This is a genomic window from Glutamicibacter sp. BS14 (assembly GCF_056934375.1).
Map to the genome: position 1 here is coordinate 3491510 of NZ_CM167801.1, position 24367 is coordinate 3515876.

Here is a 24367-nt window from a genome sequence, read left to right on the forward strand (position 1 = left end):
GCCGGCAAATGGTGTCTTCCGCCCCACAGCGGAAGGCACCTTTTTCATGCCTGCAGTTCCCTGCTCAGCAGCATCTGCTCGTGCCCGAACCCGCGCTGGAGCATGATGTGGCGCCGGCAGCGGCGGCAATGGAAGTATTCAACAATCCCGGCGGAAGTCCGATGGCTGGATCCGATCTCCCAGCAGTGCTCATGGACAACGGTTTCCTGCCGGGAATCAACGGCTTGGCTGTGCTGTGCAATAGTCATGGCTCCAGCATGATGTAATGCTCTTATGCAACTCAACCCTTACGGAGAATATGCAGTGCTCCTCGCTGCGTCGCTGGCCAATGACTGGCCATCGGACCGCGACGGCATCGAACAACGCACCCGTCAGAGCGGCATGACCATGCCCTTTCCGCAGCTCGCCTCTGACTATGCGCAAACGCGCGCGGTGGTGGATGACTGGCTGGACATCGTTGACGCGCCGTCCGATCCCGAGCGGGCGCTGCTGCTGAATTTGCAGGCGGCTCGTGCGTCGGCCTATCCGCGCCTGGTGGACCACGATGGGGAGGGTTGGCACCTGCACTATCGCGATGACGGCCAGAGCATGCCCCAGGTGCTGCGCTCGGTCTTCTGCGTGGGCACGGCATTGCACCTGACCACCAGGGGCATGCACCGGCTGCGGCGCTGCGAGGCCGCACCGTGCGGACATGTGGTCGTGGATGTGACACGCAACGGGCGCCAGCGTTTCTGCTCGGTGCGTTGCGCCAATCGCGCGGCCGTCAGGCGGCACCGCGAACGGCAGGCGTAGCCGCCGGGGCTGATTCCTTCCAGACCGGAGCCATGGCGTGGCGGCGCACGGAGGAAGGCCGGGTTGGCTTGGCCGCGCTTGGGTTGCTGGATCCAGCGATGGACGGGGGTTTGGCGCGGCACTGGTTGGCCGGTGGGCGCCAATCTTTGGCAGGACACCATTCCACAGCGCGATCCGGGCTGCCGGCCAGCTAGAACACCAGAATGTTCTCGTGGATCCTGGTCCAGCCCGCCTCTTCCAAGTCCGAGAAGTCGGCTCCGGCCCGGACCAGCATCATCCTCGTTCCAGGGGCGCTCACTTCGACGATGGCATCCGCGTCCCCGGCCCCGCCGCATCCGCCAGCTGCCGAGGCCTCTCCTTGGGCGAATTTGAACAGGCAAGCCGTTTGCTCATCTGCCGATGCGGTGGCGAAGTAGTCGGCGTTGCCGTGCGTGACCAGAAAACGCACGGATTGCATGCCAAGGTTCTCCAACTGGCTCCTATCCCCCGGCCACTGGTCGGTTCCAGCCGGATCGCGGTCAAGCGCCGGGATGCCGCTCCCACTGGAGCAACCGGCCAAGGCGAGCGTTCCAGCAGCCAGCAGCGCACAGAGCGCCTTGCCTTGATTTCCCACGACTGCCTCCTTGTTTTCCATCTTGGCGATAGCCTAGTTCGCCGGGTGCGCGAAGACTAGGGCAGATGCCAGCGCTGCCAGCGCACCAGCGGAGAGCCGCGCCCCTTTCCAGGCCTCGCGGGCGACAGGGTCTGCAAGCCTCGCGGGGCAGGTTCCGCGAAGAGCCAGTACGAAGCTCCTTTGTAGGATTCCTCCAAAAAATTCGCCCTAACACCCTCGTTCTAGGCGATAACTACATATAGTTCCCACAAAAACGATAGGCTCGTAGCTGAGAAACCCTATTTTTAAAAGACAAGGTTCATGATGAATCCATTGACGAAGGTGCTTATCGCCAACCGCGGCGAGATTGCAGTGCGTATTATCCGTGCCGCACGCGATGAAGGAATCGAGTCCGTTGCGGTCTATGCCGACTCGGATCGCGATGCTCTGCATGTGCGTCTGGCTGATGAAGCCTACGCGCTGGGCGGTACCACCGCCGCTGAATCGTACCTTCGCATTGAGAAGATCCTGGACGCAGCTGAACGCTCCGGCGCCGACGCGATCCACCCGGGCTATGGCTTCCTCTCGGAGAACGCCGAGTTCGCCCAGGCTGTTATTGACGCGGGCTTGACCTGGATTGGCCCTTCGCCAGAGTCCATCGACCAGCTCGGCGACAAGGTCAAGGCCCGCCACATTGCTGAAAAGGTGGGCGCTCCGCTGGTTCCCGGCACCAAGGATCCGGTGGCCTCGGCCGACGAGGTATACGCCTTCGCCGACGAGCACGGACTTCCACTGGCCATCAAGGCTGCCTACGGTGGCGGCGGACGCGGCATCAAGGTGGTCCGCAACCGCGAAGAAATCGGCGAGATGTACGACTCGGCAGTGCGTGAAGCTGTAGCCGCTTTCGGCCGCGGCGAATGCTTCATCGAACGTTTCCTGGATGCACCGCGCCACGTGGAGACCCAGTGCTTGGCCGATATCCACGGCAACGTGGTTGTCGTTTCCACCCGCGACTGCTCGCTGCAGCGCCGCAACCAGAAGCTGGTTGAAGAAGCGCCGGCCCCGTTCTTGAGCGAAGAGCAGACCACCCGGCTGTACGAAGCTTCCAAGGCCATCTTGCGCGAAGCGAAGTACAACGGCGCAGGCACCTGCGAATTCCTGGTAGGCCAGGATGGCGTCATTTCCTTCCTCGAGGTCAATACCCGCCTGCAGGTTGAGCACCCGGTCTCCGAGGAAGTCACCGGCCTGGACTTGGTGCGCGAGCAGTTCCGCATCGCCCGCGGCGAAGAACTGGGCTACACCGACCCGGAGATCCGCGGCCACTCCTTCGAGTTCCGCATCAACGGCGAAGATGCCGGCCGCAACTTCATGCCGACCCCAGGCACCATCTCCAAGATGAACCTGCCATCGGGGCCCGGCGTTCGCGTTGACTCGGGCATCGAGCAGGGCGAAAGCGTTTCAGGGAACTTCGACTCGATGATCTCCAAGCTGATCGTCACCGGCAGCACCCGTGAAGTGGCTGCGGCTCGTGCCCGCCGTGCGCTGGAAGAATTCCAGATCGAGGGCATGGCTACCGTGCTGCCATTCCACCGTGCAGTGATGAGCGACCCATCGTTCGTTCCGGCCCAGGGGCCGTTCAAGGTCCACACCCGCTGGATCGAAACCGAATTCGATAACGCCATCGAGCCCCACCCGATGCCAATGGACGGCGAGGACGCAGCCGAAGACGAGCGCACCAGCGTGACCGTTGAAGTTGGCGGCAAGCGCCTGGAAGTCACCCTTCCTTCGTCGCTGGGATCGGTATCCTCCAACGGTGCCGAGAAGGCCGCAGGCAAGAAGAAGCGCAAGCCGGGCCGCAAGGCAGCCAGCTCCGCTGGCGCGAACAGCGCAGAACTGCGTTCGCCAATGCAGGGCACCATCGTGAAGGTTGCCGTTGAGAATGGCGAGGCCGTGGCCCAGGGCGATCTGATTGTCGTGCTGGAAGCGATGAAGATGGAGCAGCCAATTACTGCGCACCGTGATGGCGTGGTCAGCGGCTTGGAAGTTGCCCCGGGCGAGACCCTGTCCTCGGGCGCGGTCATCGCTTCGATCGAAGAAGCCAAGTAGCACTCGTTGGTATCGACGCAGGGCCTGGACAGATATGTCCAGGCCCTGCGTCGTTCTGCAACTGGAATCTTCTACTCTGGCACCTGTCCATGTTCTGCCCAGTGCGCCATGGATGCCTTCAGGTGATCGGGCATGAGCAGGAACTTCGGTTCAAGTTCTTCCCAGCCAGGCATTTTCGCCTGGCGGCTAGCTGCTTCGTGCGCCGCATCGATATCCTGCTGCGTATCGAGCCCGCCGCCGTTCTCGCCTACCAGGCTCAGGTGGTAGATCCATATTGAACCATCGGCTTCCACATGCCTGAATGTTGCTTCCAGCGCTGCCCGTTGTGCCGATAAGGATGCTTCGCATTCCTCGTAGCGCGCATTGAGCATGTCCATCCAGGCGCCAAAGTTCTCATCCTGCCCATCCTTGATCCTTGAACGGCTCAGCTCCAGACGCATGCCTTGCGGCACTGAAGCTGGCATCGCAAAGCCGGGAAAGTCCCGAGGCGTGGGATTGTAGGGAACATGCGGTTCTTTTTCGTCCATGACGTGATGCTTCCAGAATCCACTTGTTTTGTCACGGCTATTCGGATGCTGGAAGTTCCCGCACGCCAGCCAATGGATACTGAATAAGGAGGCTGGTTTGGGCTACTGCCGCGCTAGCCAGGCATCGAAGGTTTCGTGGCCCAACCGGGCGGAACCGCCTGGCAGCAGTCCCCCATCACGCATGGCCTTGCCCATGGGGCCAGGAACAGGCACTTCAACCATCTTTGGAGACCTGCCTTGGGCCTGCAGGTACTTGGCAAACAGGTCGGGAGCGTATTCTTCTTGCGGCCCAGCAAGGTCTTGCACCACGCCCTGCGCCGACCCCTCGGCAAGATCCACTAGTGCTGCAGCCACTTCGATGCCCGCGATGGGCTGCATCCGCATTTTCGGCGCCATCTGCACCGGACCCGCGCCCAGACGCTTGATATTCTGGCCAATGAATTCGTGGAACTGGGTCGAGCGCAGCAGCGTATAGCCACCGGGAAGCATGTGCAGCATCCGCTCTTGCACGGCTTTGCCCGCGTAATAGCTGGAATCCACTTCGGCCGCTCCGATGATCGAGAGCACCACGTGGTTCTGCACCCCGGACTCGCGCCCCACACTGACGAGGTTGGCCGTCGAGTGGGTGAAATACCGCATGGATGCAGCAGAGCTGGTGGTGGAAACTCCGGAAACATCGATGACCGATTGGCAGTCAACCAGCCACTGCTTTACCGCGTTGCGGTTCACCAGGTCGCATCCCACGGACCGTGCGAGCACCACTGGTTCGTGGCCAGCACTCTTGAGTTTTTCGACCACCAGCGTGCCGATAGAGCCGGTGCCTCCCGCAACTGCAATACGCATGAGCATTCCCCTTCGGTATTGGATATTCCGCGTCCCATGCTTCCATGCCGCGCATCAAGTTGTCAGGGGTTGATGGCCCTTTTCAGCTCGTATTCATCCAGGCTGCACGGAAACGGGAAACGGCCCGGCGAATCATCATGGCTTGATGATTCGCCGAGCCGTTCCCTCGGCAAGACTGTCGAACTACTCGACCCACTCTTCCATGTCCATGTCAGAGGTATCGCGCGTCATGAACAGCGCGACCAAGGTCAGTACCGCGCCAAGTGCCAAGTACAGGCCAACGCCGGTGGTGTTGCCCGCACCGGCCTTCCACAGGGCTACAGCCACGAAGGAAGCAGGAGCCGCACCGATCACCGAGGACATGTTGTAGGCAACAGCCGAGCCGGTGTAGCGGACATTGGACGGGAACAACTCAGGCAGATACGCAGCCATTGGGCCGAAAGTCAGACCCATCAGGGTGAACCCGATGATCAGCCCGGCCATGGCAGCGCCCTGGCCTGGACCGAAGAACAGGGTCCACGACAGTCCGAAGACGAAGATGCCCGCGGTAACCCAGATCAGGAACTTGCGGCGGCCGAACTTCTCAGCCAACGGGCCGGAAACCACGGTGAAGATACCGAAGAAGACGACACCGATGATCAGCATGGTCAAGAAGGTCGGGCGTTCAATGCCCAAGCCCGGAACGAAGCCTGCGGCGTCAAAGGTTTTGCCCTTGGCTTCAGCTGCAGCAATCGCCTGCTCGACGGTAGCTGGCTGGGTGCCGTAGGTCAGGGTGAAGGAGGTCATCAGGTAGAACAGCACATAGGTTGCTAGCATGATGAAGGTACCGGCCAGGGTTGGGCGCCAGTGCTTCTTCATGGTCACCGCAAACGGCGACTTCACTACCTTCTTCTGGTCCAGGACCTTCTTGAAGGACGCGGATTCAACCAGCTTCAGGCGTACCCACAGGCCGATGATCACCATGACTGCCGAGAAGTAGAACGGAACGCGCCAGCCCCATGCCATGAACTGCTCTGCAGTGCAGAAGGTCTGCAGGGCCACGAACATCAGGTTCGCGATGATGAAGCCGATGGGTGCGCCCAGCTGGGGGAACGTGCCGTAGATGGCGCGCTTGTTCTTCGGCGCATTCTCGGTGGCCAGCAGCGCAGCGCCGGACCATTCGCCGCCCAGCGCCAGGCCCTGTGCGAAGCGCAGCAGCACCAGTGCGGTCGGAGCCAAAACGGTCCAGTTGCCCGCGGCCGGCGGCAGGAAGCCGATCAGGAAGGTGGCAATGCCCATCAGCAGCAGTGACGCCACCAGGGTGCCCTTGCGGCCGAGCTTGTCGCCGTAGTGGCCGAAGATGATCGAACCCAGTGGACGAGCCACGAAAGCCACGCCGAAGATCGCGAACGATGAAAGGATCGCGTTGATGGTGGAGGCGTTAGGGAAGAACAACGCCGGGAAAACGAGAACCGACGCGGTGGCGTAGGCGTAGAAGTCGAAGAATTCGACAGTGGTGCCAATCATGCTGGCAAACAGCACGCGACCGCGGGTGTTTTCCTTCGGCGCCACTGCTTGGTTAGCCTGCGACATGGAGGCTGCTCCTTAGAGTGAAAGTACGAGTCAGATGTTCATTTACGTTGCCATAATCGTAAACCTCGGTGACCAGTATTCGGATATTGATGTCCAGCATTTGGACACCAGATGAAATGAAAATGAACAGCAAACGGCAATTCATGGGCCTACTAGCAGGAATATGCGCTTCCACATATTGAGACATGACCTGAGAAAACGGTTTTTACACTTATATCAGAGTCGGTCGGCAAAGTGAATGGCGTCACAAGAGCTTGTATTACGGCATTAATGGCAAAAGGACGGCATCTCCCTGAATGCAAGGGAAATGCCGCCCTGGAAAAGTTCTTCAGAACCTACCGATGACGGTGCAGGCGACGTGCCGCTTCGGCCAGCGAACCGGACAACGACGGGTAAACGGTGAAGGTTTCAGCCACGTCATCAACATGAAGGCTGTTCTGGACCGCCAGTGCCAGCGAGAAGATCAATTCACTGGCACGCGGAGCAACCACAACACCGCCGATAACAGTGCCCGAGCCCTTGCGGGAAACGATCTTCACGAAGCCCTGGTCCACGTTCATCATCTTGGCGCGAGCGTTGGTGTTCAGGTCAACCTTGATGATGTTGGCCTGGTACTTGCCCTCGGCAACCGCACGCTGGGTCACACCCACGGTAGCGATTTCCGGGGAGGTGAAGACGTTGGATGCCACTAGATCCAGGTTCAATGGCTTTACCGAGTCGCCGAGCAGGTGGGCCACGGCAATGCGGCCCTGCATGGCTGCTACCGAAGCCAGGGCGAAGACGCCCGTGCAGTCGCCGGTAGCGTAGATGTTGGTTGCGGTAGTGCGCGAAACGCCATCGACCTTGATGTGGCCCGAGTCGGTCAGCTGCACACCGGCTTCTTCCAGACCCATGTTGGCGGTATTGGGGATGCCGCCCACTGCAACCAGGCAGTGGCTGCCTTCGAGCACGCGACCGTCCGCCAAGGTGACCAGCACCCTGTCGCCCTGGCGCTCCACGCCCTCGGCGCGAGCCTGGGAAACAACGTTAACGCCGTTGTCCTTGAAAGCATCTTCCAGCACGCCAGCTGCGTCTGCATCCTCGCCGGGCAGCACGCGGTCGCGCGAGGAAACCAGCGTGACCTTGGCACCGAGCAAGTTGTACGCCGAAGCGAATTCTGCACCGGTAACGCCGGAGCCTACAACGATCAGGTGTTCAGGCACCTCGTTCATGTTGTAGATCTGGGTCCAGTTGAAGATTCGCTCGCCATCAGGCTTGGCGGTAGGCAGTTCGCGCGGGTGGGCTCCCACGGCAATCAGCATGGCGTCCGCTTCGATTTCCTGCTCGGAACCATCCGGGTGCGATACGGCAACCGTGTGGTCGTCCAGCAAGCGGCCCTCGCCGATCACGATGCGCACGCCAGCGCGTTCGAGGGTGGTGCGGATATCCGAGGACTGCTCCTTGGCAAGATCCAGCAGGCGGTGGTTCACCACCGAGAAGTCGGTGACGGCCGAGTCGAGGCCGTCAACGTGGACTCCAAAGGTCTCTGCGTGCTTCACCCGGCGCACTGCGTCCGCCGTAGCGATCAGGGTCTTGGAGGGCACGACGTCGGTCAGCACCGCTGAACCGCCCATGCCTGCACGCTCCACGACGGTGACATTGGCGCCCAGCTGGGCTGCACCCATGGCAGCTTCGTAGCCGCCAGGTCCTCCGCCGAGAATAACTAAACGGGTTGCTTCATTCCTACGATCTGCGCTCACATTCACTATTGTTCACCATGCACGGTGATTGCGCACATCGAAGCACGATCCCGGAACGTGATTTTGAATCTGAAGCACTAGTTTCACCTGACAAAGCGCCCCGCTACCGGTAGCGTATTTCCCGTGACTGATATGCAAAATGACCCACAGGTCCTGGCGGCACAAGCTGCCCAGGCAATCGCCGAACAGACCGGCGTCGAAAAACACGACATCGCGGTGGTCCTGGGCTCCGGTTGGGGCCAGGCCGCCGAACTCATCGGCGAAACCACCCACACCCTGGATGCCGCCTCCATTCCAGGCTTCCATGCCCCGGCCGTACCCGGGCACAAGGGCAGCATCTCCTCGATCCTGACGTCCACTGGAAAGCGGGTCCTGGTTCTGGGTGCCCGCACCCATTACTACGAGGGGCGCGGCGTGCGCGCTGTCGTCCACCCCATCCGCACCGCGGCAGCTGCCGGCTGCGAGCAGCTGGTGCTCACCAACGGTTGCGGCGGCCTGGATCCGAACTGGACCCCAGGCACCCCGGTAATGATCTCGGACCACATCAACTTGACTGCCGCCTCCCCTTTGGAGGGCGCGACCTTCGTTGACCTGACCGACCTGTACTCCTCGCGCCTGCGCGAGATTGCCCTCGCAGTTGATCCGACCCTGGATCAGGGCGTGTACGCGCAGTTCACCGGACCGCACTACGAAACCCCGGCCGAAGTCCAGTACGCCAAGGTGATCGGTGCTGATTTGGTCGGCATGTCCACCGCATTGGAAGCAATAGCCGCCCGCCATGCAGGCATGGAGATCTTCGGTATTTCCCTGGTGACCAACCTGGCCGCCGGCATCAGCCCGGTGCCGCTGAGCCACGAGGAAGTCATCGAGGCCGGCCAGGCCGCCGGTCCGCGCATCTCCAAGTTGCTGGCACAGATCATCGCGAAGCTCTAAGCCTCGCATTATCGGCGCAAAGAAGCAGTCAGTGTCCTTCGAAGGGAAATCAGTGAATCACACGCAGAAAATCCAGTTGCTTGATGCGGCGGGCCAATGGGCAGCCCAGGATCCCGATCCGCAAACGCAGGAAGAACTGCAATTACTGATCCAGCGCGTCACCGACGGCGACGCGCTGGCCTTCGAGGACATCGCCGACCGCTTCAGCGGCGTCCTGGAATTCGGCACCGCAGGCCTGCGTGCCGAATTGGGCGCCGGCCCGATGCGCATGAACCGTGTGGTGGTCCTGCGCACCGCTGCGGGCATCGCCCGTTTCCTGGGCGAAAAGGCCAACGGCGGATATGTCCCGAAGGTCGTCATCGGATTCGATGCCCGTTTCAACTCGGATGCCTTCGCCAAGGATTCAGCCGCCGTCTTCGCCGCTGCCGGTTTTGAGGTGCTGCTGATGCCCTCGGCCTTGCCGACCCCGGTGCTGGCTTGGGCCGTTCGTGAATTCAGCGCGGAAGCCGGTGTCATGGTCACGGCCAGCCACAACCCCCCACGGGACAACGGCTACAAGGTATACGTTGGCGGCAGGATCACCGATGCGTCGGGCCGCGGGGCCCAGATCGTCTCCCCGATCGATGCGCAGATCGCTTCCTTGATTGACCATGACCAGCCAGTGGCGCAGATCCCGCTGGCACAGTCCGGTTGGGAAGTGCTCCCGGCCCCAGGCGAAGAAGGCGATATCGAGGCAGCCTATCTCGCTTCCATCCACCCGATCATCGAAGCTAACCAGCCGCAGGGCCTGGTACGCAAGAATCTGCGAATTGTGGTTTCGGCAATGCACGGCGTGGGTGGCCACACCATGCGCCAAGCCCTGCTGAACGCTGGTTTCGACGACGTGCACATGGTCGTTGAGCAGGAACACCCCGATCCGCTTTTCCCTACCGTGAAGTTCCCTAACCCCGAGGAGCCAGGGGCCATCGACCTGTCGCTGGAACTGGCCCGCACGGTCGGCGCTGATCTGGTCATTGCCAATGACCCCGATGCCGACCGTTGCGCGGCTGCCATCCTCGACGGCGGCAGCTGGCGGATGCTGCGCGGCGACGAGGTAGGTTGGCTGCTCGGAGACCAGGTCTCCAAGACCTTGCCAGAGGGCAAGAAATTGGCCAATTCCATCGTGTCTTCGCGCATGCTGGCAGCCATCGCCAAGGACGCCGGACGCGAGCACGAAGAAACCTTGACCGGATTCAAGTGGATCTCACGCGTTGAGGACCTGGGCTACGGCTACGAAGAAGCCCTGGGCTATTGCGTAGCCCCGGAACTGGTGCGCGACAAAGACGGGATTTCTGCCGGGATCGTCCTGGCCGATCTGGCTGCGCAGTTGAAGGCCTCTGGCAGCTCCATCCCGGACCGCCTGGATGAACTGGCCGCCAAGCACGGCGTGCACGTCACCGACCAGCTCTCCCTGCGCTTCACCGACTTGGCGCAGATCCCGGTGCTCATGGAAAAGATCCGCAAGAACGCGCCGGCCTCGCTGGGCGGCTCCGAGGTTTCCGAGGTGACCGACCTGTCGATGGGCACCGAGAAGCTCCCTGCGACCAACGCCATGGTCTTGCATACATTTTCCGGTGCACGCGTGATCGTTCGGCCCTCGGGAACGGAACCGAAACTCAAGTGCTACTTGGAAACTATTGAGCCGGTCGATGATCTGGCCGAGGTCCCTGAAGCCCGCAAACGCGCTACCGCGCAGGTCTTGGCAATCAAGGATGAATTGGCAGCTTACCTGAATGCCAACTAGGCTTACCCCTTCGAGACCTTCATTTGAAATGATTGAAATCTTTATTGTTAGAGGAAATGATGACTGAACTAAGCGCCCGCGAGATCGCAAGCTACATCGATCACACCCTGTTGGCTCAGAATGCTTCCCGCGAACAAGTTGTGCAGATCTGCGAGGAAGCCAAGAAGTACGGCTTCAAGTCGGTCTGCGTCAACCCGTTGTGGGTTTCCACCGTTTCGCGCGAGCTGGAAGGCTCGGACGTACTGACCTGTTCGGTCATCGGTTTCCCGCTGGGTGCCTCGGCCACCGATACCAAGGTATTCGAAACCAAGCACGCAGTTGCAGACGGTGCCAACGAAATCGACATGGTGATCGACGTTGCCGCCGCCCTGCGTGGCGATCGGGATGCCTTGGTCAACGAGATCTTCGCCATTGCGCAGGCCGCGCATGAAGGTGGAGCCATCTTGAAGGTCATCATCGAAACCTGCTTGCTCACCGAGGAAGCCAAGGTCCTGGCCTGCGAGGCCGCAAAGGCCGCTGGCGCTGATTTCGTCAAGACTTCCACCGGTTTCTCCACCGGCGGCGCGACCGTCGAAGACGTCGAGCTGATGCGCAAGACCGTCGGCCCGGAAATGGGTGTCAAGGCCTCGGGCGGCGTTCGCAGTGTTGAAACCGCGCGCGCCATGATTGCGGCCGGTGCGACCCGGCTAGGTTCTAGCTCAGGAGTTGCTATCCTAGAGGGAGAGCAAAGCGGTTCCAGCTACTAGGAAATCGCACCAATCCGTTTTCCCAAGGAGAAAAAGTGTACTCGAACGGCAAGAACACTGCCCATTCCGGTGAAGGCCGCCTTGTCGGCAATATCGTCAACCTCGTGATCTTCTTCGTGATGTTCTCGGCTGGCGTCTACACCTTGGGCTACTGGACCCTTGAGGTTGCTTGGTGGCCGACCCTGGTCAGCTTCGCTCTGATGTTCCTGGCTTTCGCTATCCCGATGCACCTGATGGGTCGCGCGGAAAAGGCTGAGGATCTGGTTGCGGCAGCTAACGCCCACCAGAATTAATTAGAACTTTTCAAGAGAGGGAAACCCGTGTCCGGGTTTCCCTCTCTTGCGTTTAAGCTGCCTTGCCTCGCTTAGACTGGCCCCATGGAATCATGGGATCAGCGCATCGAAGAATTCTGGAACTCAGCCAATGGCAAACGCTCTGAACAGTTGCGCACCGAACTGGCACTCCTGGTGCAGGGCAAGGATCCGCAGGATCCGCGGGTGCTCTTCGAGGTCGCGTCCCTGCACGACTACCTAGGGGAAGAAGAACAAGCGGTCGGCCCCTACCGGGCGGCACTGGAAGCTGGGCTGGAAGCGCCAAGGCACGATGAAGCGCTGCTCCAGCTAGCCAGCACGCTGCGCAATCTCGGGCAGCACACCCAGTCCATCGAACTGTTGCAGCAGATCACTGCCGATTCACCGATCTTTACCGACGCCCAGGCCTTCCTGGTTCTGGCCCTGCACGATGCCGGGCAATCCACCGAAGCGGTCCAGCTGGCGGTCAGCGCATTAGCGCGCCATGCCTCGCTCTACGCCCGGGCGATCAAGGGCTACGCCGGAGAACTGGCCTCGCCTGCTGCCTCGGGCCAGCGGTAGCAAACGCCGGCCAGCAGCCTGCCGGAAAAGGCATGCTACTGGCCCGCGAGTTCAACCGAATCAGTCCTTTGCTGCCGGTGCGGGTGTTGGCTCGAAAATAGCGTAGAGCAGCTTCTCCGCCCACTCCAGGATCTCCCCGTCGGCCAAGTCCCGTCCGCCAATGGGCGAGGTCTTGGGCTTCGGGATGAAGATCGAATTCAGCGCCGGCTTGTTCGCAGCCCCCGGGTACAGGCGTTCCAAGCGCACCTGGCGCGAAGCTGGCAGGTCTTCAATTCTGGCCGGAGCCAGCTTGATGTGGTTGCCGACCTGCTGGATATCATGCAGCCCCGCAGCACGCGCGCGAATACGCAGGGCCGCCACGCGCATGAGGTTCTCCACCGGAGTTGGAAGCTTGCCATAGCGATCCACCAGCTCATCGCGGACTTCACCCAGCGCCTCGTCGGTCTCGGCCTGGGCAATGTTGCGATAGGCTTCCAAACGCAGTCGTTCACCAGGTACATAGTCGTGTGGCAGGTGGGCATTGACCGGCAGGTCAATCTTCATCTCGGCGGCTTCTTCCTCGCCTTCGCCCTTGTAATCGGCCACGGCCTCGCCTACCAGGCGCAGGTACAAGTCGAAGCCCACACCGGCGATATGCCCGGACTGCTCGCCACCCAGCAGATTACCGGCTCCACGCAGTTCCAGGTCCTTCATGGCCAGCTGGTAGCCGGAGCCAAGCTCGTTGTGCGCGGCAACGGCTTTCAGGCGCTCCAGGGCGACCTCCCCCAGCGGTTTCTCTACATCCCACAGGAAGTAGGCGTAGGCACGCTCACGGCCGCGCCCAACGCGCCCGCGCAGCTGGTGCAGCTGGGACAGGCCGTAGTTGTTCGCGCGGTCCACAATCAGCGTGTTCGCATTGGAAATATCCAGGCCGGTTTCGATGATGGTGGTGGAGACCAGCACGTCGAATTTCTTCTCCCAGAAGTCCTGGATGATCCGCTCCAGCCGGGATTCGCTCATCTTGCCGTGCGCTACCTCCACGCGCGCTTCGGGGGCCAGCTCGCGCAATTCGGCAGCTACCCGCTCAATGGAGCTGACCCGGTTGTGCACGAAGAACACCTGGCCATCGCGCATCAGCTCACGCTTGATGGCCGCGGAAATCTGCTTGTCGCTGCGTGGACCCACGTAGGTCAGCACCGGATGGCGTTCTTCGGGCGGGGTCGCCAAGGTGGAGGTTTCGCGGATGCCGGTCAGCGACATCTCCAAGGTACGCGGGATCGGGGTGGCGCTCATCGCCAGCACATCCACGTTGGTGCGCATCTTCTTGAGCTCTTCCTTGTGCTCCACTCCGAAGCGCTGTTCCTCGTCAATGATGACCAGGCCCAGGTTCTTGAACTCCACGTTCTTGGAGAGCAGGCGGTGGGTGCCGATGACAATGTCCACGCTGCCGTCCTTGAGGCCGGCCAGGATTTCCTTCGATTCCTTGGCGCTCTGGAAACGCGAGAGGGTCTTCACGCGGACTGGGAAGCCCGAATAGCGTTCGGTGAAGGTCTGGTGGTGCTGGGAAGCCAGCAGGGTGGTAGGAACCAGCACGGCAACCTGCTTGGAGTCCTGGACGGCCTTGAAGGCGGCGCGAACCGCGATTTCGGTTTTGCCAAAGCCCACGTCACCGGAAATCAACCGGTCCATCGGGATTTCCTTCTCCATATCGGATTTCACCTCGTTGATGGCGGTGAGCTGATCCGGAGTCTCGATGAACGCGAAGGCTTCCTCCAGCTCGTTCTGCCACGGGGTGTCTGATGCGAAGGCGTGGCCACGGCTGGCCATGCGTGCCGAGTAGAGCTTAATCAGGTCGCCAGCAATTTCCTTGACGGCCTTGCGCGCCTTGGACTTGGTGCTGGCCCAGTCCGAACCGCCCATTTTGGACAAGGTCGGCGCTTCGCCGCCGACATACCGGGTGACCATATGCAGCTGGTCCATCGGGACGAACAGACGGTCCCCCGGGGCTCCGCGCTTGGAAGAGGCGTACTCCGCCACCAGGTACTCGCGCTTGGCATCCTTGCCCGAGCCATTGACCTTGCGGGCCACCAGCTCGACGAACTTGCCGATGCCGTGCTGTTCGTGGACGATGTAGTCCCCGGCCTGCAGGCTCAGCGGATCAACGGCATTGCGCTTGCGCTTGACCGTCAGCTTGCGGCCCTTGCGGTTCGGGTACGCGCTGGAGCGGCCCAGCAAGTCTGCTTCGGTGAGCAGTCCCAGCTTCAGTTCCTCGAAGACAAACCCGCGGCCGGCGGTGGCCTGGGTGATCTCGATCAGTCCAGCGGTGGGTTCCGCGGACAGGTCATCCACCCTGTGTGCCGGGATCTTGAACTCGGCGAAAAGCTCCGAGAGGCGGGCTGCCGGGCCGGGACCCTCGGTAGCCACGACGAAACGCCATTGGTCCTTGACGCGTCCGGCGATGAATTCCATCATCGCCTCGATGTCGCCCTGGTAGCCGTGCGGTTCACGGGCCGGGACACGGATGGTGGCCGCGCCCAAATCCAGCTCGTCATCGGCGCCCAGGGAGGTAATAGCCCACCAGGAAACCTTGGCGGCTTGTGCGTGTTCTACGGTTTCTGCCAGCGAGGCAAAATCACCGGTAGCCAGCTTTCGCTCGGAATCCGCGGTGGTCAGATCCAACGGAGCGCTGGCTCCATCCGAAGCCGAAGCCCACGCGGCAGCCAGGAATTCGGCATTGGTGGCGTTCAGGTCATGCGCGCGGGCGCGCACGCGCTCTGGCTCCATCACCAGCGCAATGGACGATTCCGGCAACAAGGACAGCAGCGGAACCATCTTGTCCACCAGCAGCGGAGCCAAGGATTCCATGCCTTCAACAGCGATGCCGCCGGCAATCTTGGTGAGCATTTCCTGGGCCGCCGGGAAATGGTTCTTCAGATTCGCTGCCCGGCTCATCACCTGCGGGGTGATGAGCATTTCACGGCAGGGCGTGGCAATGATCCGGGTGGGACCGGGATCATCAGTGGACCGCTGATCTGCGATGGCGAAGAATCGCATCGAGTCGATCTGGTCCCCGAAGAAATCAATGCGGACCGGATGGTCCAATGTCGGCGGGAAAACATCGATGATGCCACCACGCACCGCAAACTCGCCGCGGTGCGTCACCATGTCCACTCGGGCATAAGCCGCAGCAGCCAAGTCCTTGATGACTTTATCGAAGCCCGGCTCGGCATCCAGTTCCAGGATGACCGGGCGCAATTCGCCAAGGCCGGCGACCAACGGCTGCAGCACGGCACGAATTGGAGCAATGATGATGTTTAGGCTCTCATCCCGGTCGTGCAGCCGGCGCAGCACTTCCAGGCGGCGTCCCACGGTATCGCTTCGCGGCGACAAGCGCTCATGGGGCAAGGTTTCCCAAGAAGGGAACTCGGCGATCTGGCCTGCCGGGAGGTAGGCACCCAGTGAGCTGGAGACTTCTTCGGCTTCACGGCCGGTCGCGGTGACGATGAGCGTCACCCCCGAATGCTTGCTTTCACGCAGCGCCTGGCTGATATGCGCCGAGAGGATCGGTCGCATGCCCTGCGGGGCCGCGATTTCCAGCTCTTCGCTGCGCGTCGGGTAGTCATGAGCTGCGCGTTGCCCAATACGCCTGAAGGAAGGTTCCTCGCGCAGGAAATCATGAAGTCCGCTTAGGCTCATGGGGGTTCGGGTCCTCTCATGCAGACGCTTGGCCGGGTGCATTCATACTGTATTACGTCGAAACGACACCACGAACGCCGACCGTAAATGTTTTTCCACGGCCGGAAACGTCAATATGCTGTTTTGGGTGCAGTCCTAGCCTACCCAATGCGGCTTTGCAGATAGTGTTAATACTGTCCGTTGCCGGGCCTGCGATTTCGTTGCCCGGCCACTTAGATTTCCAGATTGGGATTAGCTTTCATGGCATTGAACGCAAGCACTCAGATCGCCCACCCTGCAGACCAGGTCATCGCTACGCTTAGCGATCGTGGCTTTGCCGAGCACCTGACCAAGGTCGCCAACGGTTCCTTGACCGATTTCTCCGTGAACGGCGATACCGCAGGCGCCTTCACCGTGACCACCGTTCGTTCGGTCCCCACCGATCGCGTTCCGGATATCGCCCGCAAGTTCGTTGGCGCGACCATCGAGATCACCCAGGTAGACCAGTGGACAGCACCAGATGCTGCCGGCAACCGCTCGGCTACGGTAAAGATCTCCGTTGCCGGTGTTCCGGTGACCGTCAGCGGCACCGAACAGCTCAAGGCCCAGGGCGAAACTTCCGAATTCTCCATCGACGCCAAGGTTTCCTCGTCGATTCCATTCATCGGCGGCAAGTTGGCTTCGGCTGCGGAGCCTTACCTGGGCAAGGCACTGAATTTGCAGGCTGCTCAGGTCAATGCCTGGCTTTCGAAATAAGCCACTCCGAATAGTTACGTTTCACATTCAGTCCCCGGACGTGCGATTTCTCGCAAAGCGTCCGGGGATTTGTGCTCTGAAGCACTGTTCGCGCTAGGGTTGGTGACAGGTGTGCCGGGAAGTCTGGTCGGCGAGAAATATTCATTTAACGAAGTAAGCGAGTTAAAAGCATGACCCAAACTCCGTCTTCGGGTTCCAGCAAGAACCTGTTTTCGCGCCCCAGCTATAAAGAATCTATCCGTATCGGCGACATCCTGCGCAAGGAAACCGTCGGCGGCATGGTACTCATCGCCGGCGCTTTGCTGGCATTGATCTGGGCTAACACCCCGCTGCGCGAGTCCTACTTCGCACTGCGTGACTTCCACTTCGGACCTACCCTTTTCGGTGTGGATCTGAATCTGTCCATCGGCCACTGGGCTGCCGATGCTCTGCTGGCGGTGTTCTTCTTCCTGACCGGCTTGGAGCTGAAAAAAGAATTCGTCATTGGCGATCTGCGCAATGCGAAAACGGCAGCCGTACCGGTAGCGGCCGCTTTTGGCGGCGTGCTGGTGCCGGCATTGATCTTTGTCGCTATCGCTTCCATGTCCGGTGGCGGTGAGTTGTTGCGTGGCTGGGCCATTCCAACCGCAACAGACATTGCGTTCGCCGTGGCTGTGCTCGCGGTGATTGGTTCGGCGCTTCCCGCAGCGCTGCGCATCTTCCTGCTGACTCTGGCTGTAGTCGATGACCTGATCGCTATTGTCATTATCGCCGTCGTATTCACCGATGACCTGAAGCTGTCCTACCTGGGCCTGTCGCTGATCCCCATCATTCTCTTCACGGTCCTTGCCCGTTTCCTTGGCAAGTTCTTCGCCAAGCGTGCGTGGGCCGCGTGGGCAATCCTGCTGCCGCTGGGTGTCATTACCTGGATCTTCGTCTTCGGCTCCGGCATCCACGCCACCATCGCCGGTGTGGTCTTGGGCTTCTGTGTCCCGGTCAAGCGCACCGATGGCCGTGACGGCATCGGCCTGGCTGAACGATTCGAGCACCGTTTCCGCCCGCTGTCCTCCGGCATATGCATTCCCATCTTCGCCTTCTTCGCCGCCGGCGTGACCGTGATTTCCCCTGACAATGGCAGCGGCGGCCTGCTCACCGATCCGGTGTTCTGGGGCATCGTGCTGGGTCTGGTGCTCGGCAAGCCGATCGGCATTATGGGCTCGACCTGGGTGCTGACCCGGTTCACCAAGGCCTCGCTGGACAAGGATGCCCGCTGGGGCGACCTGCTGGGTGTCACGTTGCTGGCAGGTATCGGTTTCACCGTATCCCTGCTGGTCTCCGAATTGTCCTTCGGGTTGGAGTCGGCGCACTATGAGCATGCCAAGGTAGCAATCCTGGCTGGTTCATTCGTTGCCGCGATCCTCGGTGCCCTGTGGCTGATTCCCCGTAACCGCCGATACAAGGTCATCCACGCGCGCGAGACCCGCGATGCCGATAAGGATGGCATCCCTGATGTGTACCAGCAGGACGACGAAGGAAAGTAGCCTTCTGGAATCCTGAAGAAATAGCTCGGGCGCCGGCTTCCACATGTGGAAGCCGGCGCCCGAGCTATTTGGTTTTGCTACTATTTGCGGGCCTCGTGCATGGCGACCTCAGCGGCTACCCAAGCGAGCATTGCGCACTTGACGCGTGCGGGGAACTTCGAGACGCCGACGAAGGCAGCGGCGTCTTCCAGCACCTCTTCATCCGGCTGGAAGTTTCCCTTGGAGCGCATCATCTCGCGGAAATAGTCCCTCTTCCCAAGAAATTCTTCCTTGGTCAGCTCAGGCAGCATCTCGGCCAGCACCGAGGCAGAGGCCATGGAGATGGAGCACCCATCGCCTTCCCAGCTCATCGACGTGAAATGCTCCTGGTCATCAAGCTCTACGCGGACACGGATCTGGTCGCCGCAGATCGGGTTGTGCTGGTGGGACTCGCCGTGCAGCAATCCTTCGGTGGTCTCAACCAGCGGCGAACCGATGCGGCGCTTCGAGTGGTCCAAGATGACCTGTTGGTATAGCTGATCCAATTCGTTCATTTAAACTCCAAAGTATTCGCGCACGGAGCTCAAGGCCTCAAGCAGGGCCTTGATGTCTTCTTCCGTGTTGTACAGATAGGTGCTGGCGCGGGTCGTGGAATTCACGCCCAGGGCGCGGTGCAGCGGCTGCGCACAGTGGTGGCCCACGCGTACCGCAATGCCGCGCGAGTCGAGGTATTGGCCGACATCATGCGGGTGCACCCCGATCACTTCAAACGGGACAGTACCGATACGCTGCGCGTCGGCCGGACCGAAGACGCGCACGCCTTCGATTTTCGAGATGCCCTCATAGAGCATTGCTCCGAGGTGCTCTTCCCAGGCCGCGATACGGCCCATGCCGATTTCATCCAGGTAGCTGACTGCGGTAGCCAAGCCGTGGGTCTGGGCGATGCGCTGGGTTCCGGCCTCGAAACGCTGCGGCGATGGCATGTATTCTGCGTGCTCCATGTCCACCACGGTGATCATCGATCCACCCGTGAGGAACGGTGGCATTGCGTTGAGCAGTTCTTCACGGCCGTAGAGTGCGCCGATTCCGGTTGGGCCGAGCATCTTGTGGCCGGAGAAGGCCATGAAGTCAACGTCCAGGGCTTTCACGTCGACCGGCAGGTGCGGCACGGACTGGCATCCGTCCAGCACGGTCAGGGCCCCGACCTTGCGGGCAGCGTCAACGAACTTCTGGGTATCGGTGATGGTACCCAGCACATTCGAAACGTGGGTGAAGGCAACGAGCTTGGTTTTCTCGGTAACCAGCTCATCAAGCAATTCGTAGCGCAGTGCACCATCTTCGGTGACGGGCACATAGCGCAGCGTAGCACCGGTGCGGAAAGCCAGTTCCTGCCACGGGATCAGGTTCGCGTGGTGTTCAAGTTCGGTGGTGAGGATTTCATCGCCCGGGCCCAAGCGGAATCGGGCCGCGGCCTCTCCCCCGCGTCCCAAGGAGGCATTGGACATCGAGTAGCTGATCAGGTTCAGCGCTTCGGTGGCATTGGCAGTCCACACCAGTTCGTTGGTGCGTGCACCGATGAACTTGGCGACCTTCTCGCGTGCTTCCTCATAGATCTCGGTAGCTTCAACTGCCAAGGAATGCGCACCGCGGTGTACTGCTGCGTTGGCGTTCTCGTAGTAGTGCTGCTCGGCTTCATAGACGCAACGCGGCTTCTGGCTGGTGGCGCCGGAGTCCAGGTACACAACGTCAACGCCGTTGACTTGGTGCTCCAGAATTTCAAAGTCGGCCTTGATGCGCTCAACTTCTCCAGCTGTCAACGCCTCAAGGGCTTCTGGCTGACCGGTCATCGTGTGCACGTGGTCCTCCGAATAATTGTCATGGATGCCGGACAGGCCGTGGCAAAGAATCGTCACAGGCCTATTAGGCAAGGGGTACATTGGGTAATTATTCCACTCCGGGCCTCGAAGCACATCTAAGTTAGGCCTTAGTAAGGAACGCCTCGGTCCATAGCTTTCCTAATTTAATGAAGTCGAGGACCGCTGCGGACCGTTCAAGTCCCCAGCGGTCCCCGCTTGGCTTCACCGCGCCCCATAGGGATCAGCGGTCAGCTGATATGGAATTTTGCCTGGGCAGCTTCCAATCCCGAGTTCATCAGCAATTCCACTGCGTCAGCGCAATTGTCGATCAGAAACGGAAGATCGGCCTTTTCGGTCTTGGAGAAGTCCTGCAAAACCCATTTGGCAGTATCCATGCGGCCCGGAGGGCGCCCAACGCCTGCGCGCACGCGCAGGTAGTCCTTGGAGCCCATGGCCTTTGAGATATCCCGCAGGCCGTTATGCCCGCCTTCACCGCCACCGCGCTTGAGCTTGATGGTATCGAAGGGAATGTCAATCTCGTCGTGCACGACAATCAGCCGGGCGGCATCGATGCCGAAGAACTTCGCCGCGTTAGCTACCGGCCCGCCCGAAAGATTCATGAAAACCATGGGCTTGGCCAGCACGATGCGTGGACCGCCAACCCCCATGCGTCCTTCGACAACCTGGGAACGCGAGGAGTGGGTCTTGAATTTCGAGCCGACTCGATGAGCCAGTTCATCGAGCACCATCTGCCCGATATTGTGTCTATTGCCAGCGTAGCCGGACCCGGGGTTCCCGAGTCCGGCTACGAGCCAAGTTCCATCACTCATGATGCTCAGCTAAAACCTAGGTCGCTGTAATTAGGCAGCGATGATCAGGTCCATGTGATCAACGGTGCGGTTCAGCGCGTGGATCTGGATGTCCTTGATGGTGGTCTTCACGGTCTTGCCTTCGATGTTCAGAACCAGCTCAACACCGCGGTCGCGAACGGCCAGGGTGGTTTCGCGGCCTGGAAGCAGTACGTGCTGTGGCTCGGAGCCTGCACCGTAGACAACTGCTGGGATCTGGCCATCGCGGCGAGCCTGGCGGGCAGCGCCCTTGCCGAAATCGCTACGTACAACGGCGTCAAGGTTGACAGATGCCATGATAATTCTCCTTAGGAAATGAATGCTTCGTTAAGGCCCTTGCGTGGACTCGGGAAGCATCCAACATCTAGGAGATGAAAGAGCTTTTCCGGCCTTGTCGATAACGGTCCCACCATTGCTGGTGTTTCCCTCGCCTGGGCACAGTCAACAATTCTACCAGCTGCCATCGCCAACGGGAAAACCTGTAGCGAACGCCACTATTCCTGGATTCCGCTCAACGGCTTTGGAAAATAAAAGTATCGTCCAGCGTAAAGCCGTGGGCGTCATCGCAGCGATAACCGCGCAGCCACGGCACTCCATCCACCATCCGCAGATAGAATCCGCGCGGGAATTCCTGATCGCCGGGTGCCGCGGAAGCGACGGTCAACGAATCAGCCGGCTTCTTCCCATCACTGAGCACTGAATTGTTGGAAGACGCTTGGTCTAGGAAATCCAGTCGCATATACGGGCCGGTCATGGCGGGGCACAACTTCAATCCGACGCTGACTGCGCGTTCAAGGACCTGAGTCAACGTTGCTCCGACCTCCAGACCAAGCTGTCGCAGATTACGACTTACCACGGTCACCTTTTGGGGCCGACACAACCTCATCGAAAATCCGGTGGGCTAACAGCATTTTGGCGTAGTCGTTAAGCTGAACCCCTGTTTGGACCATGCGTTGCAGTAGCTCAGCGCGTTCCAGCCCTCCCACAGCGACCTGGCGTATGCCAAGTTCCATGCTGCCCCTCTTGGTCCTTGATCCACCATAAATAATAGTTTTCCGTGTCTGTATAAGGCACCTTCACCGGGCATTTTCTCGGGCGGGGTATATGGGAATCCGAAGTGTTTGAAAACTCGGTGTTTCAAAAATTAGCCGAGTCAAGAACACGTATATCCCGTATGACGACCGGCTTACGGAACACTTCCCTGCGATACATCTTTGAACTTCAACTCAATGCAGGATTCTTGAAAATGCCCAACGTACATGACGAAAGGATGAAGCACAAAACACATACTGAATCGTCTTGCCCACGGAATAGCTGTAAATTTTCTATGGACTGCCTGCTGTTCGTTGGCAGTATTCTAGGAGGACAACTTGGCAATGTATTCAGGTCGTGGGCTGTGGCATTTTCTTGATTCACCGGCAATTCTGGCAACGACCTCAAGGATGGGTTTCGGTTGGCACGGGTTGGACATGCAGCATGGCCTGTGGAGTGAACCCCAAATAATTTCCGCTCTTGCTGAGGCACCAGGTGGAAACATCGCCGTGCGGGTTCGCAGCGGAAGCTACGCAGATATTGGGTTTGCCCTCGATGCCGGTGCCACCCACATCATGGTTCCCATGGTCAATACGGCCGAAGAAGCCCAAGACGTAGCCCACGCGGCAAGGTACGCTCCGCAGGGCGGGAGAAGCTGGGGACCGATGAGTGCGCTGTTCGGGGCACCCGTGCTTAACCCCCAAGAAGCGAACTCTCGAATTCACCTGTCGTTGATGATCGAATCCGCCGAAGGACTGGAAAACCTGGACGCAATCCTTGGCACACCGGGCATCGACTCCATATTCGTGGGCCCGGTCGACTTGGCAATGAGCCTTGGAACGGACGTGGATTCGTTGCTCGCCGCCAAGGACTCTCCGCTTGGATACATAGCAAAAGCGTGCCATGACCACCATATTGAAGTAGGTGCTTTCGCAGGCTCGTCGGTCAGGGCCAGCGCCTTCGAAGGACTCGGCTACGACTGGGTGGCCACCGATACGGATATGGGACTCCTTAAGGCAGGTGCCGCACTAGCCCTCGATGGCTGATTCTGCCGTTGACGGGCAGGATTCCGATTCCCCTGACCCGCTCAGCGTTCCTCTTACGGGCACTGTCAATGATCGGTTAACCGCCTCTGGCCGGCACCCTAAGGTGCCGGCCAGAGGCTTTGCGAAACGAGGGCTGCTAGGCGCGGCCGTCAAACAGGTTCGTGACCGAACCGTCGTGGAATACTTCCGAGATCGCGCGGGCGATCGTCGGGGCAATCGAGAGCACGGTGAGGTTCTCGAAACGCTTCTCTTCAGGGATTGGCAGGGTGTTGGTGACAACAACCTCGCGGGCACCGCAATCAGCCAAACGCTGGGCGGCCGGATCCGAGAAGACCGCGTGGGTAGCCGCGATGATGACGTCCTTGGCGCCGGCTTCCTTCAGCACGCGCACAGCGCCTGCGATGGTTCCGCCGGTGTCGATCATGTCGTCGATCAGGATCGCGATGCGGCCCTCCACCTGGCCAACCACGGTCTTGGACTCGGCCTGGTTAGGCACCGTCAGATCGCGGGACTTGTGGACGAAGGCCAGCGGGGTGCCGCCCAGTCGATCTGCCCACTGCTCGGCAACGCGCACGCGGCCGGTGTCAGGGGAAACCACGGTGACTTCATTTACATCGACCTTGGACTTGATGTAGTCAGCCAGCAGCGGGAAGCCGAACAGGTGGTCCACCGGACCGTCGAAGAAGCCCTGGATCTGTGCGGTGTGCAGATCGCAGGAAATCACGCGGTCAGCACCGGCGGTCTTGAACAGGTCGGCAACCAGGCGGGCCGAGATCGGCTCGCGGCCGCGGCCCTTCTTGTCCTGGCGCGCGTAAGGGTAGAACGGCGCCACGACAGTGATGCGGCGGGCCGAAGCACGCTTCATCGAGTCAATCATGATCAGCTGTTCCATCAGCCAGTTGTTCGTTGGTGCTGGGTAGGACTGCAGCAGGAAAACGTCCTTGCCGCGAACCGACTCATCCGAACGCACGTAGATCTCGCCATTGGCGAAGTCGTAGGCGTTCAACGGCAGCAGTTCGGTGTCGAGTTCCTTGGCTACTTCTGCAGCCAGCTCAGGGTGCGCACGACCGGTGGCCAGCACCAGCTTCTTGTCGACGTTATGGCTGATTTCACTCATGGGGTTTGCTTTCTCGCTCGCTTCGCTATCACGTATGAGGTTGTTGTCGAGGAA

Annotated in this window: 22 protein-coding genes and 1 pseudogene; 10 read left to right on the forward strand and 13 right to left on the reverse strand. The window is 60.4% G+C overall.

The window, feature by feature from the left end:
- Nucleotides 1-44: 44 nt before the first annotated feature.
- A complete protein-coding gene (locus AC1Z36_RS16490) occupies nt 45-248 on the reverse strand; it encodes a hypothetical protein (protein WP_332487832.1) in 204 nt (67 codons plus the stop codon).
- A gap of 25 nt (nt 249-273) precedes the next feature.
- On the opposite strand from AC1Z36_RS16490, the gene AC1Z36_RS16495 reads away from it, so the two are divergent.
- Nucleotides 274-792 carry a CGNR zinc finger domain-containing protein gene (locus AC1Z36_RS16495; protein WP_332498375.1) on the forward strand — a complete coding sequence of 173 codons (519 nt, stop codon included), beginning with the start codon at nt 274-276 and terminating at the stop codon, nt 790-792.
- A 190-nt stretch (nt 793-982) separates the two neighbouring features.
- On the opposite strand, the gene AC1Z36_RS16500 is transcribed toward AC1Z36_RS16495, so the two are convergent.
- Complete coding sequence (locus AC1Z36_RS16500) at nt 983-1405, reverse strand: hypothetical protein (RefSeq protein ID WP_483561472.1); 423 nt, start codon at nt 1403-1405, stop codon at nt 983-985.
- A gap of 303 nt (nt 1406-1708) precedes the next feature.
- Between AC1Z36_RS16500 and AC1Z36_RS16505 the strand changes: the two genes are divergently transcribed.
- A complete protein-coding gene (locus AC1Z36_RS16505; protein WP_181148829.1) occupies nt 1709-3490 on the forward strand; it encodes an acetyl/propionyl/methylcrotonyl-CoA carboxylase subunit alpha in 1782 nt (593 codons plus the stop codon).
- Nucleotides 3491-3561: 71 nt separating this feature from the next.
- Here the strand turns inward: AC1Z36_RS16505 and AC1Z36_RS16510 are convergent, their stop codons facing one another.
- From AC1Z36_RS16510 to AC1Z36_RS16525, 4 genes are all read right to left on the reverse strand, one after another.
- The gene (locus tag AC1Z36_RS16510) at nt 3562-4017 is read right to left on the reverse strand and encodes a DUF6176 family protein (RefSeq protein ID WP_483561473.1); all 456 of its coding nucleotides are present in this window, start codon (nt 4015-4017) and stop codon (nt 3562-3564) included.
- A gap of 102 nt (nt 4018-4119) precedes the next feature.
- Nucleotides 4120-4860: an SDR family oxidoreductase gene (locus AC1Z36_RS16515; protein ID WP_483561474.1), complete on the reverse strand. Its 741-nt coding sequence runs from the start codon at nt 4858-4860 to the stop codon at nt 4120-4122.
- Between the two features lie 183 nt (nt 4861-5043).
- Entirely contained in the window at nt 5044-6432 is a 1389-nt protein-coding gene (locus tag AC1Z36_RS16520) for an MFS transporter (RefSeq protein ID WP_483561475.1), read from the reverse strand.
- 335 nt (nt 6433-6767) lie between these two features.
- Complete coding sequence (locus tag AC1Z36_RS16525; protein WP_181148819.1) at nt 6768-8177, reverse strand: NAD(P)H-quinone dehydrogenase; 1410 nt, start codon at nt 8175-8177, stop codon at nt 6768-6770.
- Between the two features lie 126 nt (nt 8178-8303).
- Between AC1Z36_RS16525 and AC1Z36_RS16530 the strand changes: the two genes are divergently transcribed.
- The 5 genes from AC1Z36_RS16530 (at nt 8304) to AC1Z36_RS16550 (ending at nt 12505) form a co-directional block, all read left to right on the forward strand.
- Nucleotides 8304-9104 (forward strand): purine-nucleoside phosphorylase, encoded by an 801-nt coding sequence (locus AC1Z36_RS16530; protein ID WP_483561979.1) that lies wholly within the window; start codon nt 8304-8306, stop codon nt 9102-9104.
- A 52-nt stretch (nt 9105-9156) separates the two neighbouring features.
- Entirely contained in the window at nt 9157-10887 is a 1731-nt protein-coding gene (locus tag AC1Z36_RS16535) for a phospho-sugar mutase (protein ID WP_426735265.1), read from the forward strand.
- A 59-nt stretch (nt 10888-10946) separates the two neighbouring features.
- Nucleotides 10947-11633 (forward strand): deoxyribose-phosphate aldolase, encoded by a 687-nt coding sequence (gene deoC, locus AC1Z36_RS16540; protein WP_402696468.1) that lies wholly within the window; start codon nt 10947-10949, stop codon nt 11631-11633.
- A 35-nt stretch (nt 11634-11668) separates the two neighbouring features.
- Nucleotides 11669-11926, forward strand: coding sequence for a hypothetical protein (locus AC1Z36_RS16545; RefSeq protein WP_105657110.1), 258 nt, complete (start codon nt 11669-11671; stop codon nt 11924-11926).
- A gap of 84 nt (nt 11927-12010) precedes the next feature.
- A complete protein-coding gene (locus AC1Z36_RS16550; RefSeq protein ID WP_105657109.1) occupies nt 12011-12505 on the forward strand; it encodes a tetratricopeptide repeat protein in 495 nt (164 codons plus the stop codon).
- A 60-nt stretch (nt 12506-12565) separates the two neighbouring features.
- Here the strand turns inward: AC1Z36_RS16550 and mfd are convergent, their stop codons facing one another.
- Entirely contained in the window at nt 12566-16180 is a 3615-nt protein-coding gene (mfd, locus tag AC1Z36_RS16555) for a transcription-repair coupling factor (RefSeq protein ID WP_105657108.1), read from the reverse strand.
- 240 nt (nt 16181-16420) lie between these two features.
- Here mfd and AC1Z36_RS16560 point away from each other — a divergent pair, with 240 nt between their 5' ends.
- Both AC1Z36_RS16560 and nhaA read left to right on the forward strand, forming a co-directional pair.
- Entirely contained in the window at nt 16421-16915 is a 495-nt protein-coding gene (locus tag AC1Z36_RS16560; RefSeq protein ID WP_105657107.1) for a DUF2505 domain-containing protein, read from the forward strand.
- A 170-nt stretch (nt 16916-17085) separates the two neighbouring features.
- Nucleotides 17086-18435: a Na+/H+ antiporter NhaA gene (nhaA, locus tag AC1Z36_RS16565; protein WP_402735503.1), complete on the forward strand. Its 1350-nt coding sequence runs from the start codon at nt 17086-17088 to the stop codon at nt 18433-18435.
- Between the two features lie 80 nt (nt 18436-18515).
- Here nhaA and sufU read toward each other — a convergent pair whose 3' ends face one another.
- From sufU to AC1Z36_RS16590, 5 genes and pseudogenes are all read right to left on the reverse strand, one after another.
- Nucleotides 18516-18968 carry a Fe-S cluster assembly sulfur transfer protein SufU gene (gene sufU, locus AC1Z36_RS16570; RefSeq protein ID WP_105657105.1) on the reverse strand — a complete coding sequence of 151 codons (453 nt, stop codon included), beginning with the start codon at nt 18966-18968 and terminating at the stop codon, nt 18516-18518.
- Nucleotides 18969-20261 (reverse strand): SufS family cysteine desulfurase, encoded by a 1293-nt coding sequence (locus AC1Z36_RS16575; RefSeq protein WP_105657292.1) that lies wholly within the window; start codon nt 20259-20261, stop codon nt 18969-18971.
- A gap of 257 nt (nt 20262-20518) precedes the next feature.
- Nucleotides 20519-21100, reverse strand: coding sequence for an aminoacyl-tRNA hydrolase (gene pth / locus AC1Z36_RS16580; protein WP_105657104.1), 582 nt, complete (start codon nt 21098-21100; stop codon nt 20519-20521).
- A 42-nt stretch (nt 21101-21142) separates the two neighbouring features.
- A pseudogene (locus AC1Z36_RS16585) lies at nt 21143-21415 on the reverse strand (50S ribosomal protein L25); the annotation flags it as partial.
- A 214-nt stretch (nt 21416-21629) separates the two neighbouring features.
- The gene (locus AC1Z36_RS16590; RefSeq protein ID WP_146112922.1) at nt 21630-21926 is read right to left on the reverse strand and encodes a hypothetical protein; all 297 of its coding nucleotides are present in this window, start codon (nt 21924-21926) and stop codon (nt 21630-21632) included.
- 568 nt (nt 21927-22494) lie between these two features.
- Between AC1Z36_RS16590 and AC1Z36_RS16595 the strand changes: the two genes are divergently transcribed.
- Nucleotides 22495-23196, forward strand: a complete 702-nt coding sequence (locus tag AC1Z36_RS16595; RefSeq protein WP_402735612.1) for an HpcH/HpaI aldolase family protein — start codon at nt 22495-22497, stop codon at nt 23194-23196.
- Nucleotides 23197-23332: 136 nt separating this feature from the next.
- Here the strand turns inward: AC1Z36_RS16595 and AC1Z36_RS16600 are convergent, their stop codons facing one another.
- Nucleotides 23333-24313 (reverse strand): ribose-phosphate diphosphokinase, encoded by a 981-nt coding sequence (locus AC1Z36_RS16600; RefSeq protein ID WP_105657098.1) that lies wholly within the window; start codon nt 24311-24313, stop codon nt 23333-23335.
- Nucleotides 24314-24367: the final 54 nt, after the last annotated feature.